This is a genomic window from Sphingobium algorifonticola (assembly GCF_004005485.1).
Lineage (GTDB): Bacteria > Pseudomonadota > Alphaproteobacteria > Sphingomonadales > Sphingomonadaceae > Sphingobium > Sphingobium algorifonticola.
The window spans coordinates 1-13986 of record NZ_RZUL01000019.1 but is presented as its reverse complement, the minus strand read 5'-3'; the positions used below and the strand labels follow the sequence as shown (position 1 = coordinate 13986).

Sequence of the window (13986 nt, the reverse complement as noted above, 5' to 3'; positions counted from 1 at the left end):
CTTGTTGAGGTCGAGGGAACCGTAATTATCTGGAGTGAAATCATGGGAAACCGAAGGAAACCTGCGCCTCCCGCCACCACGCTCGACATAAACTGCGACTGCAAAGAATATGTGATCGACTATCTCGAACGCGCCTTCCCGACGCGCCAGATGCGGGTCTTCAAGGACGATACGGGCACGCCGCGCTCGATGCCGATGGTCGATGACCATGGCCATCCGGTCACCAACCCGGAAGCGGAAGCCGCGCGCGATAGGCTCATCGAGAAGCTCTGCGCGATGCCGCCCATCATGTCGGCCCTCGATGCGCTGCTCGAGCATTTCGGTCACGACAATGTTGCCGAGGTGACGGGCCGCACCAAGCGACTGGTGACGGCAAGCGACGGTCGCCAGAAACTCGAAAGCCGTTCAGCGCGCACCAGCCAGGCGGAGGCTGCCGCCTTCATGGCGGCCAAGAAGCGCATCCTAGTCTTTTCCGATGCGGGCGGGACCGGGCGCAGCTATCATGCCTCGCTTGATGCGGTGAACCAGGAACAGCGTGCCCATCTCCTGCTCGAACCCGGCTGGCGCGCCGACCGGGCGATCCAGGGCCTCGGGCGTACGCACCGCACCCATCAGGCGGCAACGCCGCTGTTCCGTCCGGTGACAACCGACTGCAAGGGCGAGCTGCGTTTCACCTCGACGATCGCGCGGCGGCTCGACAGCCTGGGTGCGCTGACCCGCGGGCAGCGGCAGACGGGCGGGCAGGGGCTTTTCGATCCGGCCGACAATCTCGAGAGCGAATATGCCTGCGCGGCGCTTCTCTCCTGGTTCGACCTTCTGGCAGGCGGAAAGCTCAAGAGCACGACGCTCGATGATTTTCAGGAGCGCACCGGGCTCGAACTGGTCGACAAGGACGGCGTCCTCAAGGACGAGATGCCCCCGATCCAACGCTGGCTGAACCGCATTCTGGCGCTGCCTATCGGGCTTCAGAACAGCATCTTCGACGAGTTCCTGGCCCTCATCGAGACCCGGGTTTCCGCCGCGCGTGAAGCTGGACGGCTCGATGTGGGGGTCGAGACGATCATGGTCGACCGGGCCAATCTGGTTGACGATGTGGTGTTGCGGACCGATCCGTTGACCGGCGCCACCTCGCATCTCCTCACCATCGAGATCGAGCGGCGCCGCAACCCGGTTTCGCTCGACCGCATCCTGCGGATCGCCGATGGCGACGCGAACGCCGCCTTCATGGTCAATGCCAAATCGGGCAAGGCAGCCCTGCGTACACGCGCTCGCTCGCTCATGGAGGAGAAAGAGGGCCTGCCGATCGCCCGCGTCGAGCTGATGCGGCCTACCCGCAATGAATATATGCGCGAGGACGATCTTCTCGAATCCTCCTGGGCGGAGGTGACGCGCGAAATATTCATGAAGGTCTGGGGCGCGGAAGAGGCCGCCGCGCGCGAGACGATCGATAGCGAAACCATTCGCCTTGCGACGGGCTTGCTGCTTCCGATCTGGTCGGCGCTGCCCAGCGATCATATGGCGGTCAACCGGATCGTCGATGGGGAAGGGCGCTCATGGCTCGGCCGTCTCGTCCATGACGATCATGTGCCGCAGCTCTATGCCAAGCTCGGCATAGACCGCGTCGAAGCGCTCCCGCCGGACGCTGTTCTCAAGGCCGTCCTGGCGGGGCGGAGCATCGATCTTGCCTGGCCTTTTGCGTTCACGATCAAGCGGGCGGTGGTCAACGGCTCGCCGCGCATCGAGCTTGTCGGCTGCCCACATGAGCGTCTGGCTGCGCTCAAGGCGCTGGGCTGTTTCACCGAGATCATCCAGTATCGCACGCGTGTGTTCGTGCCGGTGGCCGACGGGGAGGCCATTCTTGGGCAACTGCTCGGAAGCAGATGAGGTGGCTTTTGTGCGTCGTGCATGTTGCACACACGAAAAGGGTTTTGATACGGGCAAGCCCACGGTTCGAGCGTCAGGATCAGCGGCGGGCCGATCGGGGGCTACCGGAAAGCCTTTTGCTTTCTGCGCGAAATCGCCGGAAGGCCGCGGCGAACCGAGCGTCTCGAAGGGCAATCGGGAGACTGGCTCAGGAACGATCGAGTCAAATATTAGTTGAATCTTCAGGTCTGCGGGATTATCTCGCTGTCCAGAGGCAACAGATCGGTTGAGGCTTTTCGGAGCCGATAGTGCTTCCCCGCCAGGGTAACCTGGTCCACGCGTGATGCGAGATAGGCGCAAGCTTAAGGGGCCACCGAGTACCACTAAAGGGCGCCTTACCGGGCGCCCTTTTTGCATCCGACCTTCTCAGCGGCGGCGCAGGTTACGGCCATGGTCGAACCGCACAGGTTCGCCAAGAAACGTCTTTCGCGCCAGGATCGGGAAGCGGATCTGGCCCCGTCCGCGCGTCGCCGGATCAGCCGGGTCGATCGCATAGGCACTCTCGACGAACAGCGCCAGATCATGGCCCGCGCCCGGCGAAGCCCGTCTCAGCTGGAAGAAGACGCGATATTCCGCCGGCCCCAGCGCCGTCGAGAAATGCATATAGTTGCGCTCACGAAAGCTCTGCCAGACCCTGGCAGTCGGAAGCGCGCCCAGCAGCGCGGGCAGGGTAAGGGAAAGGGTGTAGCGATGGTCATCGAACGCGCGGCGATTGCCATGATGATCGAGGATCAGCCGTTCGCCCGGATCATGATCCTCCGCGCAGCCGGTCGTATAGCAATGATTGCTGTAGCGAATGCCGATCGTGAGATCTCCAGGCCGAAAATCGGTCGGGCACCCGAACGTCGAGGCGGAGAGATGCGCCAGATCGAATGTCTGGTCACCCAGGGTGAAGGGCAGATGCAGGACGGACATGGAAAATCACTCGGGGTCAGCAGGCAGTGGAACATGGCGAAAGAGGGGGAGAGGCAGCCGGTCAGGCCTTGGGCGTCGCACGCCGACGCAAGCCTGGCTTTTCGAGAGCGGCCCGGCGCTTCCTGGCCTCGGCCGTCTCTTCGAGAATTTCCTCCGAGAGCGTCGCTACCCGGGCGACGAGACCAGACAGGTCATAGGCGTTGCTGGTCTTGCCGCGGCCCGGTGCGCGCCGTTCGAGCCGCTGCACCAGTCCTTCCTTCTCCAGCAGCGCGATATGGCGTTGCACCTGACGCGGACTCAGCTTCACCCGCGTCGCGATAGTCTCCTTCGACGGGTAAGGGTCGCGATCCCGCTCCCACCAATGTTCAAGGAGCTGGAGCACGATCGCGAACTTGGGCGGATCGAGCTGGAGGCGGGCAGCGCCGCGCAGCAAGGTCGTCGGGATCATGGTGAAACCGACCTTGCCGGCCATCGGTCCCCATTTCTCCTCGAAACCCCGCGCGCGCGATGACTTGCCCAGGGCACGCAGCGGGATGACGTTCGAATCGAGCTTGGCGTCTTTGGTATCAGGCGTATCGGTCATGGGACCATCCTTTCTAGCGTTCATTTGCGCTGGTCGGGATGGGAATTCAAGGGAGACCGATCGGACATTCATGTCCGATGCGACAGGACATTAACGACCATAGGGGTACCGGACGTGGACGACCTGTAAAGTAAACGCATTGCCCGGAGCACATTCAGGCTAAGCGCTTAACGCGCACATGGAGTATAGGAAAGAGCCATCGGACGCCGATGTCCGGTCGTGCCGGCCAAATTTGCAGGTTCGGCAGGACGCGCTGCTATCGCCTCAAGCTCTTAAGCCTGATCGCGCCGGGCGGGTGGGTGCCACGATCACAGGCGGCCAAGCAGCTCCGCCTTCTTGGCGGCGAACTCCTCATCGGACAATATACCCTTGGCGTGAAGCCCGGCTATCCCCTCTATCGCGGCAAGGATCGAGGCGTGGGCGTCTTCGCCTTTGGACCGAGACCCGTCCGGTTCGCCAGCTCGCTTCGGTTCACCCAAGGCATCGGTCGGCCGCTCTCGAGGGAGCTCCCTATCCTCCCGGCGGTCCAATCCTGATGTTGCCTGCGCGTCCATCGATCCACCGACACGGTGGAGCATGTCGATTGTCACGGGACCGTGCTGGCTCGTGAAGCTCAACCGTTCGCTGCTATCCTGCTGCTGACCGAAACCGCCGATCTGGTGGTCGCCCGTGTCATACAACTCGATCTCGCCGCCCCTCGCGATCGCCAGGCGACGTTTGTCGGGGAAGAAGGCGTAGCGCATATTATTCTGGGAGCCGGTCGCGGCCGGCGTGCCGAGTTCCGCTGGCCAGTCGATACCAGCCATCGCATCGGGCTTGAAGAAGCCGCCCTTCGCTGCTCTCTCGGCGGCATCGGCTGCAAGAGCGCCGACCCGGGCCTTGAGCGCGTCGTTGAACATGTCGCCGATCATCAGCATCCCGCCGCGTGACCATTGGCCCATTCCGCCCAGCTCGGGATCACTGAACTGGGCTTGCCGGCCGCCGCCGCGATCGAGTGCAGCCAGCATCGCGGTGACGGCAGTTTCGCCAAAGCCATGTTTGTCCGCCAGCTCTTTCACCAGCCGGGCGCCGGACTGCGAAAGCTCACGAGGGGAGGGGCAAGAGCCCTGCGATTGCGTCTGGTGCTGGGTCATCGCCCAAGGGACTCCGTGGGCCCCTGCTTGGTTCCGGCTTCGGCCGCTGGTCGTTCACATGAAGCCGGGCCATGCGGCATTCATTTTCCTTGCGGGAACTGCGCGCGGCTTTGCGCGCTTCGCTTGCGAAGGGTTTTGGCGAGAGGTTTCGGGACATGAAGGCCGCAGACAGGATGTTGAAGGGGGCGCGGGATTTGCGCGATCGCGGCGAACGCCGTCGCTTCAGGCGATCGCTCAAGGAAACCGCGGCGCGTGCCGTCGTGACAGCCACGGTGACCTTCGCGGTCGGCTGGGTTCTCAAGAAGATGTTCGAAAATTCCGTGGAGGAGGCCGCCGAAACAGGCGCCCGATCGGCCGTGGAGGAGGCCGGGGTATCAGCGCCAGCCGATACCCCGGCGCCCTCCGACGTCCCTGGCCGCTGATCAAGCCGCGATCGGTCCGTGGTGGGCGCCGGCCTTAGCGAGCAACGCAATCTGAGGTCCGGGGACGTTCCCTGGGACGACAAGGCCTGGCAGCTTCCGTCGGCTGACCCGCTGCCGGGTCGCCGGGTCGATGTCGCGATCCTCGGTGCGGGCATCATGGGCTCCATCCTCGCTGAACGGCTCAGTGCGAGCGGGCGCTCTGTGGCGCTGCTCGATCGGCGTCCGCCCGGATGCGGCAGCACGGCTGCGTCCACCGCCGAGGTCATGTGGGCGATGGATGTGCCGCTCCTCCATCTCGCCGACCGGATCGGTGAGGAAGCAGCCGCGCGGCGCTGGCTTCGCGTCTATCGCGCCGTGCAGGGATTGTCGCAGCGCATAGACGCGCTCGGCGTTGACGGTGCGAAGGTGGAAAGGCCGACCGTCTATCTCGCTGGCGATCTGCTGGACCAAAAGCAGCTCCGGCAGGAGGCCGAGCTCCATATTCGTCATGGCCTGCCTTCCAGCTTTCTCGACCCTGGACAGACGGCGGCGCGATTCGAAATAGCACCGCGGGCCGCGATCGTCTCGGACGGCGGCTTCGAGATCGATCCGGTACGCCTGTCCCATGCCCTTCTCGAACTCGCACGAGGCCGAGGCGCGACGCTTTCTTACCCGATCAACGTCACCTCGCTTCTGCAGACGGGCGAGGGCGTAAAGCTGACCGCCGACAGGGGGCTCACTCTGGAAGCGGGCGACGTGATTGTCGCGACCGGCTATGAACGTGCGCCGCTCCTTCTGCCGGATGCCTTCAGTCTGCTCTCGACATTCGTGATCGCAACCCCGCCCGGCACTGCGCCGCTGTGGCGCGACAATGCGATGATCTGGGAGGCGAGTGACCCCTATCTCTACCTGCGTACCGACCGGGACGGCCGGGTGATTGCGGGCGGCGAGGATATCGATCAGGCAGACGATAGAGTGCGCGACGCCTTGCTGCCAGCAAAGGCGGGCGCGATCGCCGCCAAGCTTGAAGCCCTGCTTGGCCGGTCGGTCCGCATCGACCGCGCCTGGGCCGCCACCTTCGGGGCCTCGCCCGATGGGCTTCCCGCGATCGGACGGTCCAGCCTCTTGCCGCATGTGTGGCTGTCCGCTGGGTATGGCGGCAATGGTCTCGCCTTTGCCGCCTTGGCAGCGGAACTGCTCGAGCAGGCGCTTGCCGGAGAGCAGGATGCCGATGCGGCGGCCTTCGATCCCTACCGCTTCGAGGCGCATGAGGGTGAAGAAAGAAAGACAGCATCATGAGACGGCCCGTTCTGCTGCTCTTGTTGCTAACTTCGGCGTGTGACGCCTTGCCCCGCGATCCGGGCGACACGTCGGGGCGCATCGCATCGACGAAGGTCTTCACCGTCGGATTTCTGGAGCCGGACCTCGGTGGCAGGCCGCAGGTGACGGGCCTCCTCAAGGAGCTGGAACGACGGACAGGCGCTCATGCGCACACCGTGCCGGGAGGCGGGGAAGTCCTGCTGACGCGGCTGCAGGCAGGCGATCTCGATCTCGCCATCGGGCGCTTTTCCAAGGATAGTCCCTGGAAGAGCGACGTCGCCCTCGCGCCGCCTCTCGCCGCTTCCGGACCAGAAGATGATCCCATCGCCATCAGAGCGGCAGCGCGCAACGGCGAGAACCGCTGGATCATGACGGTCGAGCGTGCGAGCCGCGCTGTTACCGGGACGCAGCAGCAACCATGAGCGGCAACAGTCTTCCCGCCGAACTGTCCACGCCGATGCGCAAGGCGATCCGCCTTGAATATTGGAACATCTTCTGGACGCTTACCGTCATCGTCACCATGGGTCTCGTCCTCGGGCAGAGCGAGACGATGAAAACGGCCTGGGTGGAGGATACGCTCGGGCTGGTTCCGCCGATGATGTTCCTCATCGCGGCGCGCTTCGAACGCAAGGGCGGGCGGTCCGAACGCTTTCCCTTTGGCTATGAGCGACTGAACGGACTGGGGTTCTTTCTCGCTGCCGTCGCGTTGAGCGCCGTGGGCGCGCTCCTTCTCTACAATTCGGGGATGGCGTTGGCCGCGGCAGAGCATGCAACGGTGGGTTCGATCGTCATCTTCGGCCAGGATATCTGGCTCGGCTGGTTGATGATTGCCGCCCAGCTCTATTCTCTCGTGCCGCCGTTGATCATCGGGCGCAAGGAGCTGCCGTTGGCGCAAGAGCTGAACGACAAGCTTCTTCATACCGATGCGCTCATGAACAAGGCCAACTGGCTGACGGGCGCGGCCGGCCTGGCCGGCGTCATCGGCCTGGGTCTTGGACGGTGGTGGGCGGACTCGGTCGCGGCAGCGCTGATCTCGATCGATGTCCTCAATGACGGCATCAAGGCGCTGCGCTCCTCGACAGCCGAACTGATCGACGGCGCGCCGCGCGGCCTCTCAAGCGCGGACCTGTCGGAGGATGCCCTCAAGCTGTGCGACCGGCTGCGCGAGGAATTTCCCGGTGCGACCGTGCGGCTTCGCGAAACGGGCCGACTCATTCGCGCCGAGGTGCATGATACCCATCCGCCGACCGATCACAGGCACCCGCGCCATTATTGGCCGGGACACAAAAAGCGTGCATGGCGGCTTGCCCAGGTGAGCTTCATTCCGCCGCTTCCGGAGGATGGGGACTGACGCTGCGCTCGCAGGCGACGCGATGTCAGACCAGGAAGCAGGAAGCGACTTCTCCTTGGATCGGGCGTGCTGCGAGCTGCCAAGTTTTGCTGCACCTCACGGTCGTGCGTGATGGACGATCTTCTCGAGTTGAACCTCGGACAGCGGCTCGTCAAACTGGATCCCGCAGAAGAAGGCCTCATGCCAGCGGACTGTCCCCGCCGTCTCGATTCTGTCGCCGAAACAGACGGTCACGGCTTCTCCTGGCTGGAACTGAAGAAGACCGTCGACGCCCACCCCATGCCGCGACAGGTCGATCGTCACCATCTCTGCGAAGACGCCGCTCCTGGAAACGATGCCGATATCGGTGTCGAGGCGCGCGCGGCGATCCGCACGGCTGGCGCCGAAATTCAGGATCTCGCGATGGAATTCGTCTCTCGTACGCGGGCTGAACATCTATGAACTCTCATAGCTCCATGATTGGAGGTCTCGATAACGCCACCACGCCGTCTCCTCGCGGCAAAAGCGGGAGGTGCGGAAGTACTGTCGCCCGGGATCGGTTAAGAAACCATCCTGCCCCGCGTCCTGACACACAACGGGCACGTGCTGAATAATTCACCCTTTCATCCGAAGTGAGCCCAATGGCTCCACTGCTCAATCGTCGCTTTCGAAGCTGCGATATTCGCGGCAATGCCAGAGGCGCAGGATGAAGATGGTCCCAGCCGCGATCTCATAGCGCAGCTCGTAATGGCCCACGATAATCCGGCGGACTTCGCGGGGCTCGAAAGCTTCCAATTTCTCGCCGAGCCGCGGAAAATCGAGCAGCCTATCCGGGGCATGAGCCAATTGCTGCACCACGCGTGCTGCGGCCTCGGGTGCGACCGGACTGAGATGCTCATGCAGGCGCACAAGGTCGGACGCCGCCTTCCTGGTCCATGCCACCTTCATTTAAGGGGAGAGGAAAGCGGCCTTTCCGTCGCGAGACTATCGGCCCATGCCAGAATCGCCTGATGGTCTATCACGCGTCCGGCATCGACATCTTCGAAAGCTTCGAGCGTCATGCGATGACGCTCCTCTTCCTGATCGACCCACGCGGCCAGCGCCTGCTTCATCACCCAGCCGCGCGAACGCTCCAGCCGCAAGGCCATGGCTTCGACTTTTTCCGCGAGCACCAACGGTACGTGAGCTGTCAAAACCTTTGTTTCGGCCGCCATTAATCACCTATCACCAATCTGATTAAAAATTAATCGGATCGATGCGTATTGGCAAGTCGCGAAAGGAGTTTTCAAGCCAGCGCTCTCGACAGGACCTTGCCCAGCCTTGCGGCGAATGCACGCGGATCGGCGGGCAGTTCGCCATCAGCAATCCTTGCTTCATCGAGCAGCAGCCACGCGGCATCCGTGCGCAAGTCCGCATCGGCCGGAAGGGATCCCAACTTCAAGACGAGGTCGTGGTGTGGATTGAGTTCCAGAACCGGCTTGGCAAGTCCGGCCCCCTGGCCGGATGCGGCGAGCAGCTTTTCGAGCTGCCGGTCCATTCCATGCTCAGGCGCCACCAGGCAGGCCGCACTCTGCGTCAACCGCTGCGAGGCGCGCACGTCGGACACCTCATCCTTCAGCAGATCCTTCGCAAAGGCCAGGAAATCGCCGACCTCGCTCGACGGCGGTTCTGCTGGTGTCTCGCTTTCGCTCGGGGCGATGAGGTCGAGATCCGCTAGCCCTTGCGTGACCGACTTGAAGGGCTTGCCCTCATAATCGAGCCCACCCGTCACCCAGAAGCTGTCGACTTGGTCGGTCAGGAGCAGGACCTCGAGACCACGCGCGCGAAAGCCCTCGAGCTGCGGCGAGGATGCCAGCCGGTCGAAGTCGCTTCCCGTCGCATAGTATATCGCCGTCTGGTTGTCCTTGAGGCTCGCGGCATAGTCCTTGAGCGATCGCCACTCCGTGCCCGATGTCGTGGTCCGGAACCGGGCAAGACCGAGCAGCGTCTCGCGCCGCCCATAATCCTCATAGAGTCCCTCTTTCAGGACCGCGCCGAAATTCTGCCAGAAGCCGAGATAGCCGTCTGGATCGCTTTGCGAGAGCTTATCGAGTTCGGAGAGCACGCGGTTGGCGACGCCCTTCTGTATCGCCGCGAGAACAGGGCTCTCCTGGATCATCTCGCGCGAGACATTGAGCGGCAGGTCGCCCGAATCCACAAGGCCGCGCACGAAACGAAGATAGCGCGGCAGGATCTGCGCCTCGTCCGTGATGAACACGCGCCGCACATAGAGCTTCATGCGCCCATGCCGGTCGGGATCGAACAGGTCGAAGGGCTTCATCCCCGGCACGAAGGCAAGCACCGAATATTCGTGCAGGCCCTCGGCCCGGTAGTGCAGCGTGAGCGCGGGCTCGTCGAACTGGCCGGCGACGCCGCGATAGAAATCGGTATAGTCCTCTTTGCTGATCTCGGACCTGGGCTTGGTCCAGAGCGCCGCGCCGTCGGCGATCTGCTCGCCCTCGGCATCGGGCTTCTCCCTGAGGACGATCGGCACGGGGACATGACCGGATTGGGCCTTGATGATGCGCTCGGCATTATAGCGCTCGGTATAGGCGCTGGCACTCTCCTTCAGATGCAGCAGCACGCGCGTGCCGTGCGCGGGCGCATCGACTGGATCGATCTGTTCCACGCTGTAGGTACCAAGCCCGTCCGATGCCCAGCGCGCGGCGGTCTCGGTGCCGGCACGCCGCGAGAGCACTACGACCCTGTCCGCGACCATGAAGGCGGAATAGAAGCCGACGCCGAACTGGCCGATCAGCTGGGCGCCTTCGGCCTCCTGCGATGCGGCGATGCGGTCCATGAATGCTTTCGTGCCCGACCGGGCAATCGTGCCGAGCGCATCGACCATATCGGCCTCGCTCATGCCGATCCCGTTATCCTCGATGCTGATCTGGCGCGCGTCGGGGTCGAGCATGATCGTGATCCGGGGCGGTTCGCCCGATCCGAGGCGCGCGTCGCTTAGGGCTTCGTAGCGTAGCTTCTCGCAGGCGTCCGCCGCGTTGGAGACGAGTTCGCGCAGGAACACATCCTTATCGGAATAGACCGAATGCACCATGAGGTGCAGCAACTTGGCAACATCCGCTTCGAAGGAGCGGGTCTCAGGCGCAGCGTCGGTCGTCGTCGTCATGGCAGGTCTTCCATCGTCTCCCTGGTTCAAACCGGGGACGAGATGGTTTTTGCGCTGCCATGTTTCAAGCAATCCCGACGGCGAAGGCGGGAGCCGCAGTTTCGCGATCACGCAGCATTCAGGACGGTCCCGGGGACCACGGAGAAAGGGAAGGGGGAGCGAGGGACGTGTCCGGGATGATCCGGATGCCAGAAGGAGCACTTCCCATGACCACTTCGGTAAAGCTCGCCAAGCTTACGCTGTCCCCGATCAATGTGCGCAAGCGGCCCGACGAGCTGCTCGAAATCCCTCAGATGGCCGCTGATCTCGAAGCGCGCGGCGTCCTCCAGAATCTCCTTGTCACGCCCGTCAAGAAGCCGCGCGGCACGTTCGAGGTATTCGATGGCGGCCGGCGCCTTCGCGGCCTCCTGCTGCTCGCGGAACGGGGCGTGATCGATCCTGAAACCTACGATGTGCCGGTCAAGGTGCTCGTCGGCGACGAAGCGACCCTCTCGGAAACCTCGACCGCGGCGAACTTCCACCAGCTCAAGATGACCCCGGCCGAGGAATGCCGGGCCTTCCAGTATTTCATCGGCCTCAACGGCGACATTGACGGCGTGGCCAAGCGCTTCGGGCTGACGCGCCGGTTCGTCGAGGGACGGCTGCGTCTCGCTACGCTGGCCGAACCGATCTTCGAGGCGCTGAGCGAAGGCGCGATCACGCTCGATGTCGCCAAAGCCTACGCCTCCACCGAGAACCAGGAGAAGCAGCTCTTGGTCTGGAACAGCTACGGCCAGGGTTATGCCAATGCCGACACCATCCGGCGCGTCATCGCCAACGAGACGATGAAATCGACCGATCCCGTCGCCATCCTCGTGGGCGAGGATCGCTATGTCCAGGCCGGCGGCAAGGTCGATCGTGACCTGTTCAGTGACAGCGGCGACAAATGGATCAATCCCGAAATCGCGCAGCGGCTGGCCTCCGACATCATGGAAGCCGAAGCCAAGCGCATCGGCGAGGAGCTCGGGCTCGGCTGGATCCGACCGATCGCGTCCAACTATACGCACAGTGCGGCGGCCGGCCTCTACCGGGTAATCTTGCCTTCGCCCGACCTTACCGAGGAGGAGCTTGCGCGGGTGGAGGCGATCACCGAGCGCAAGGATGCCATCAGCACCGAGATGGAAGACGACAGCATCAGCGACGAAGCCTACAAGGCGCTCGACCAGGAATGGGATGCACTCGAGGAAGAGGAGCAGGCGCTCCATAACAAGCCGCCCATCCTCCCAGACGACCTCAAGTCCCAGGTCGGCGCATTCCTGAAGCTCACGCCCCGCGGCGAGATGGTCCTCGACGGCGAATATTATAGCGAGGAACCAGTCCAGTTCGGCGGCGATGACGAGGACGATGCTGACGGGGAAGGGAGTGACGACGGTGCTTCCGGCGCTTCGGGTTCGGGTCGCAGCTTCACCCCGCCGCCGCCGCCGCCCGAAGCCGTCGCGCCGGGTGGCAAGCCGCTCAGCGCCCGTCTGTTCGACGAACTCGCCATGCAGCGGCGCGACGTGCTCGCGGCTTCGCTCCTCAGCCATCCCGCCCTCGCGCTCGACTATGCCCTGTTCGTGATGATCGACGACCGCACCAGCAGCTTCAGCGCCTACGGCTCGACCATCCGCGCCCGCTCGCCCCAGGATCCGGTCTCGGGCCAGCAGCCGGCCACGCGCGCGCGCAGCTATCTCGCCGAGGCCCAAGACGGGCTCGATGCGAGCTGGCTCGAGCACAAGTCGGAAGTCGAGCGGTTCGAGGCGTTCCGCGCCCTCGATGACGACGCCAAGGCGGCCTGGCTCGCCTATGTCGTCGCGATCTCGCTGGAAGCGAAGCCGAGCTACCGCGCAGAGCAGTGTCCGCTCCACAACCGTCTCGCCACGATCATGGACGTGGAGGTGGCAAGCTGGTGGCGGCCGACCTCGGAGAATTTCTTCGACCGCATCAGCAAGGGCTCGATCCTCAGCCTGCTTGCCGATGTCGGCGGCGCGGCGCTGACGGCCCGGCACGCCACCATGAAGAAGTCCGAAATCTCCCAGTCCTGCGAGAAGCTCTTCGCAGGCGAGGCGATCGTCGAGCCGGAGGTCCGCGACGCCGCGCTGGCCTGGGTGCCCGATGCCATGCGCTTCCTCGACAAGACGCCGGACGAGGATCCCGGCTTCGTCGCCGAGGAGGGCGGCGATGAGAGCGTCGACAGCCCGGATGAAGGGTTCGACGATGAAGGGGACGATGGCGAACCGGACGAAGCGCCGGAGGGCGCTGATGCGCTCGCGGCCTGAGCCCTCCCGGTCTCTTTGACGATCTGCCGCCGGTGCGCTCCCCCGCGCCGGCGGCCTCTTTTCCCTTGCGACAGGATATCCGCCATGAGCCAGGTAAAGCGCGCCGGCCGCGACGTCGCGGCCGAGATCACCGATCTCATCATCCGAAAGCTCGAGGAAGGGGTCCCGCCCTGGTCACGTCCCTGGCGCGTCGCCGGTGCGGGTGGCCGCCCCCTGCGTCACTGCGGCACGCCTTATCAGGGCATCAATACGCTCTACCTGTGGGCGCTCGGCGATGCCGAGGGCTACCGATCTCGCTACTGGATGACCCGGCGTCAGGCCGAAGCGCTGGGCGGTCATGTCCGCAAGGGCGAGGGTGGGGCCCTGTCGGTCTACTTCTCCTCCTTCCGCAAATGCGAAACCCATCCCGGCACCGGCCGCGAGACCGAGCGGACGATCCGTTTCCTGCGCCATTATCTGGTATTCAATGCCGACCAGGTCGACGGTCTGCCGGCCTATTTCCATCCTCCTGACATTGCCGAGCCGCCGCTCGAACCCTCGGCACGCCAGCGTGCGATCGATGCCTTCTTCGCAGGCATCCCTGCGGAGGTCCGCCATGGCGGCAGCCAGGCCTATTTCACCCCGACCTTCGACTATATCCAGCTGCCGAGCCGCTCGGCTTTTCGCAGCATGGACCATTATGCATCGGTTCGCTGCCACGAGACCGTGCACTGGACGGGGCATGCCAACCGCCTGGCGCGCACTTTCGGCAAGCGGTTCGGCGACAAGGCCTATGCCTTCGAGGAGCTGGTCGCCTTATCTGGACAGTCTGCGCCGTCCGCAACATTGCATTAGGTCGGCGATGGACGTCCACGGTAGGCAGTAATCAGGCTGGCCGTAGCGCTGACCCAAGAGCTGGCGGAGGCCAGCCTGATTGCT

13 protein-coding genes and 1 pseudogene are annotated in these 13986 nt (G+C 64.0%); 7 read left to right on the top strand and 7 right to left on the bottom strand.

Annotation, left to right across the window (positions count from 1 at the left end; genetic code table 11):
• The first annotated feature begins 42 nt into the window (after positions 1-42).
• Complete coding sequence (locus ENE74_RS17665; RefSeq protein ID WP_127692186.1) at positions 43-1884, top strand: strawberry notch C-terminal domain-containing protein; 1842 nt, start codon at positions 43-45, stop codon at positions 1882-1884.
• 405 nt (positions 1885-2289) lie between these two features.
• Here the strand turns inward: ENE74_RS17665 and ENE74_RS17660 are convergent, their stop codons facing one another.
• The 3 genes from ENE74_RS17660 to ENE74_RS17650 all read right to left on the bottom strand — a co-directional run bounded on the left by ENE74_RS17660 (position 2290) and on the right by ENE74_RS17650 (position 4554).
• Positions 2290-2838 (bottom strand): hypothetical protein, encoded by a 549-nt coding sequence (locus ENE74_RS17660; RefSeq protein ID WP_127692185.1) that lies wholly within the window; start codon positions 2836-2838, stop codon positions 2290-2292.
• A gap of 61 nt (positions 2839-2899) precedes the next feature.
• Positions 2900-3421 (bottom strand): helix-turn-helix domain-containing protein, encoded by a 522-nt coding sequence (locus ENE74_RS17655; protein ID WP_127692184.1) that lies wholly within the window; start codon positions 3419-3421, stop codon positions 2900-2902.
• A 308-nt stretch (positions 3422-3729) separates the two neighbouring features.
• Positions 3730-4554: an SHOCT domain-containing protein gene (locus ENE74_RS17650; protein WP_127692183.1), complete on the bottom strand. Its 825-nt coding sequence runs from the start codon at positions 4552-4554 to the stop codon at positions 3730-3732.
• 155 nt (positions 4555-4709) lie between these two features.
• Between ENE74_RS17650 and ENE74_RS17645 the strand changes: the two genes are divergently transcribed.
• The 4 genes from ENE74_RS17645 to ENE74_RS17630 are packed head-to-tail and all read left to right on the top strand — an operon-like array spanning position 4710 to position 7626.
• Positions 4710-4976: a hypothetical protein gene (locus ENE74_RS17645; protein WP_127692188.1), complete on the top strand. Its 267-nt coding sequence runs from the start codon at positions 4710-4712 to the stop codon at positions 4974-4976.
• Positions 4977-4997: 21 nt separating this feature from the next.
• A complete protein-coding gene (locus ENE74_RS17640; RefSeq protein ID WP_127692182.1) occupies positions 4998-6254 on the top strand; it encodes an NAD(P)/FAD-dependent oxidoreductase in 1257 nt (418 codons plus the stop codon).
• A complete protein-coding gene (locus ENE74_RS17635; RefSeq protein WP_127692181.1) occupies positions 6251-6697 on the top strand; it encodes a hypothetical protein in 447 nt (148 codons plus the stop codon). The genes ENE74_RS17640 and ENE74_RS17635 overlap by 4 nt, the downstream gene beginning before the upstream one ends.
• Complete coding sequence (locus tag ENE74_RS17630; RefSeq protein ID WP_127692180.1) at positions 6694-7626, top strand: cation efflux transmembrane domain-containing protein; 933 nt, start codon at positions 6694-6696, stop codon at positions 7624-7626. Before ENE74_RS17635 ends, ENE74_RS17630 begins: the two co-directional genes overlap by 4 nt.
• 96 nt (positions 7627-7722) lie before the next feature.
• Here ENE74_RS17630 and ENE74_RS18750 read toward each other — a convergent pair whose 3' ends face one another.
• From ENE74_RS18750 to htpG, 4 genes are all read right to left on the bottom strand, one after another.
• On the bottom strand, positions 7723-8061 hold the full coding sequence (locus tag ENE74_RS18750) for a PilZ domain-containing protein (protein ID WP_127692179.1): 339 nt from the start codon (positions 8059-8061) through the stop codon (positions 7723-7725).
• 198 nt (positions 8062-8259) lie between these two features.
• Entirely contained in the window at positions 8260-8553 is a 294-nt protein-coding gene (locus ENE74_RS17620) for a type II toxin-antitoxin system RelE/ParE family toxin (protein ID WP_127692178.1), read from the bottom strand.
• Entirely contained in the window at positions 8550-8819 is a 270-nt protein-coding gene (locus tag ENE74_RS17615) for a CopG family ribbon-helix-helix protein (RefSeq protein WP_127692177.1), read from the bottom strand. Before ENE74_RS17615 ends, ENE74_RS17620 begins: the two co-directional genes overlap by 4 nt.
• 71 nt (positions 8820-8890) lie before the next feature.
• Entirely contained in the window at positions 8891-10771 is a 1881-nt protein-coding gene (gene htpG, locus ENE74_RS17610) for a molecular chaperone HtpG (protein WP_127692176.1), read from the bottom strand.
• Positions 10772-10977: 206 nt separating this feature from the next.
• Between htpG and ENE74_RS17605 the strand changes: the two genes are divergently transcribed.
• Both ENE74_RS17605 and ENE74_RS17600 read left to right on the top strand, forming a co-directional pair.
• On the top strand, positions 10978-13068 hold the full coding sequence (locus ENE74_RS17605; protein ID WP_127692187.1) for a ParB/RepB/Spo0J family partition protein: 2091 nt from the start codon (positions 10978-10980) through the stop codon (positions 13066-13068).
• Between the two features lie 84 nt (positions 13069-13152).
• Positions 13153-13896: pseudogene (locus ENE74_RS17600) on the top strand (ArdC family protein); the annotation flags it as partial.
• Positions 13897-13986 lie beyond the last annotated feature (90 nt).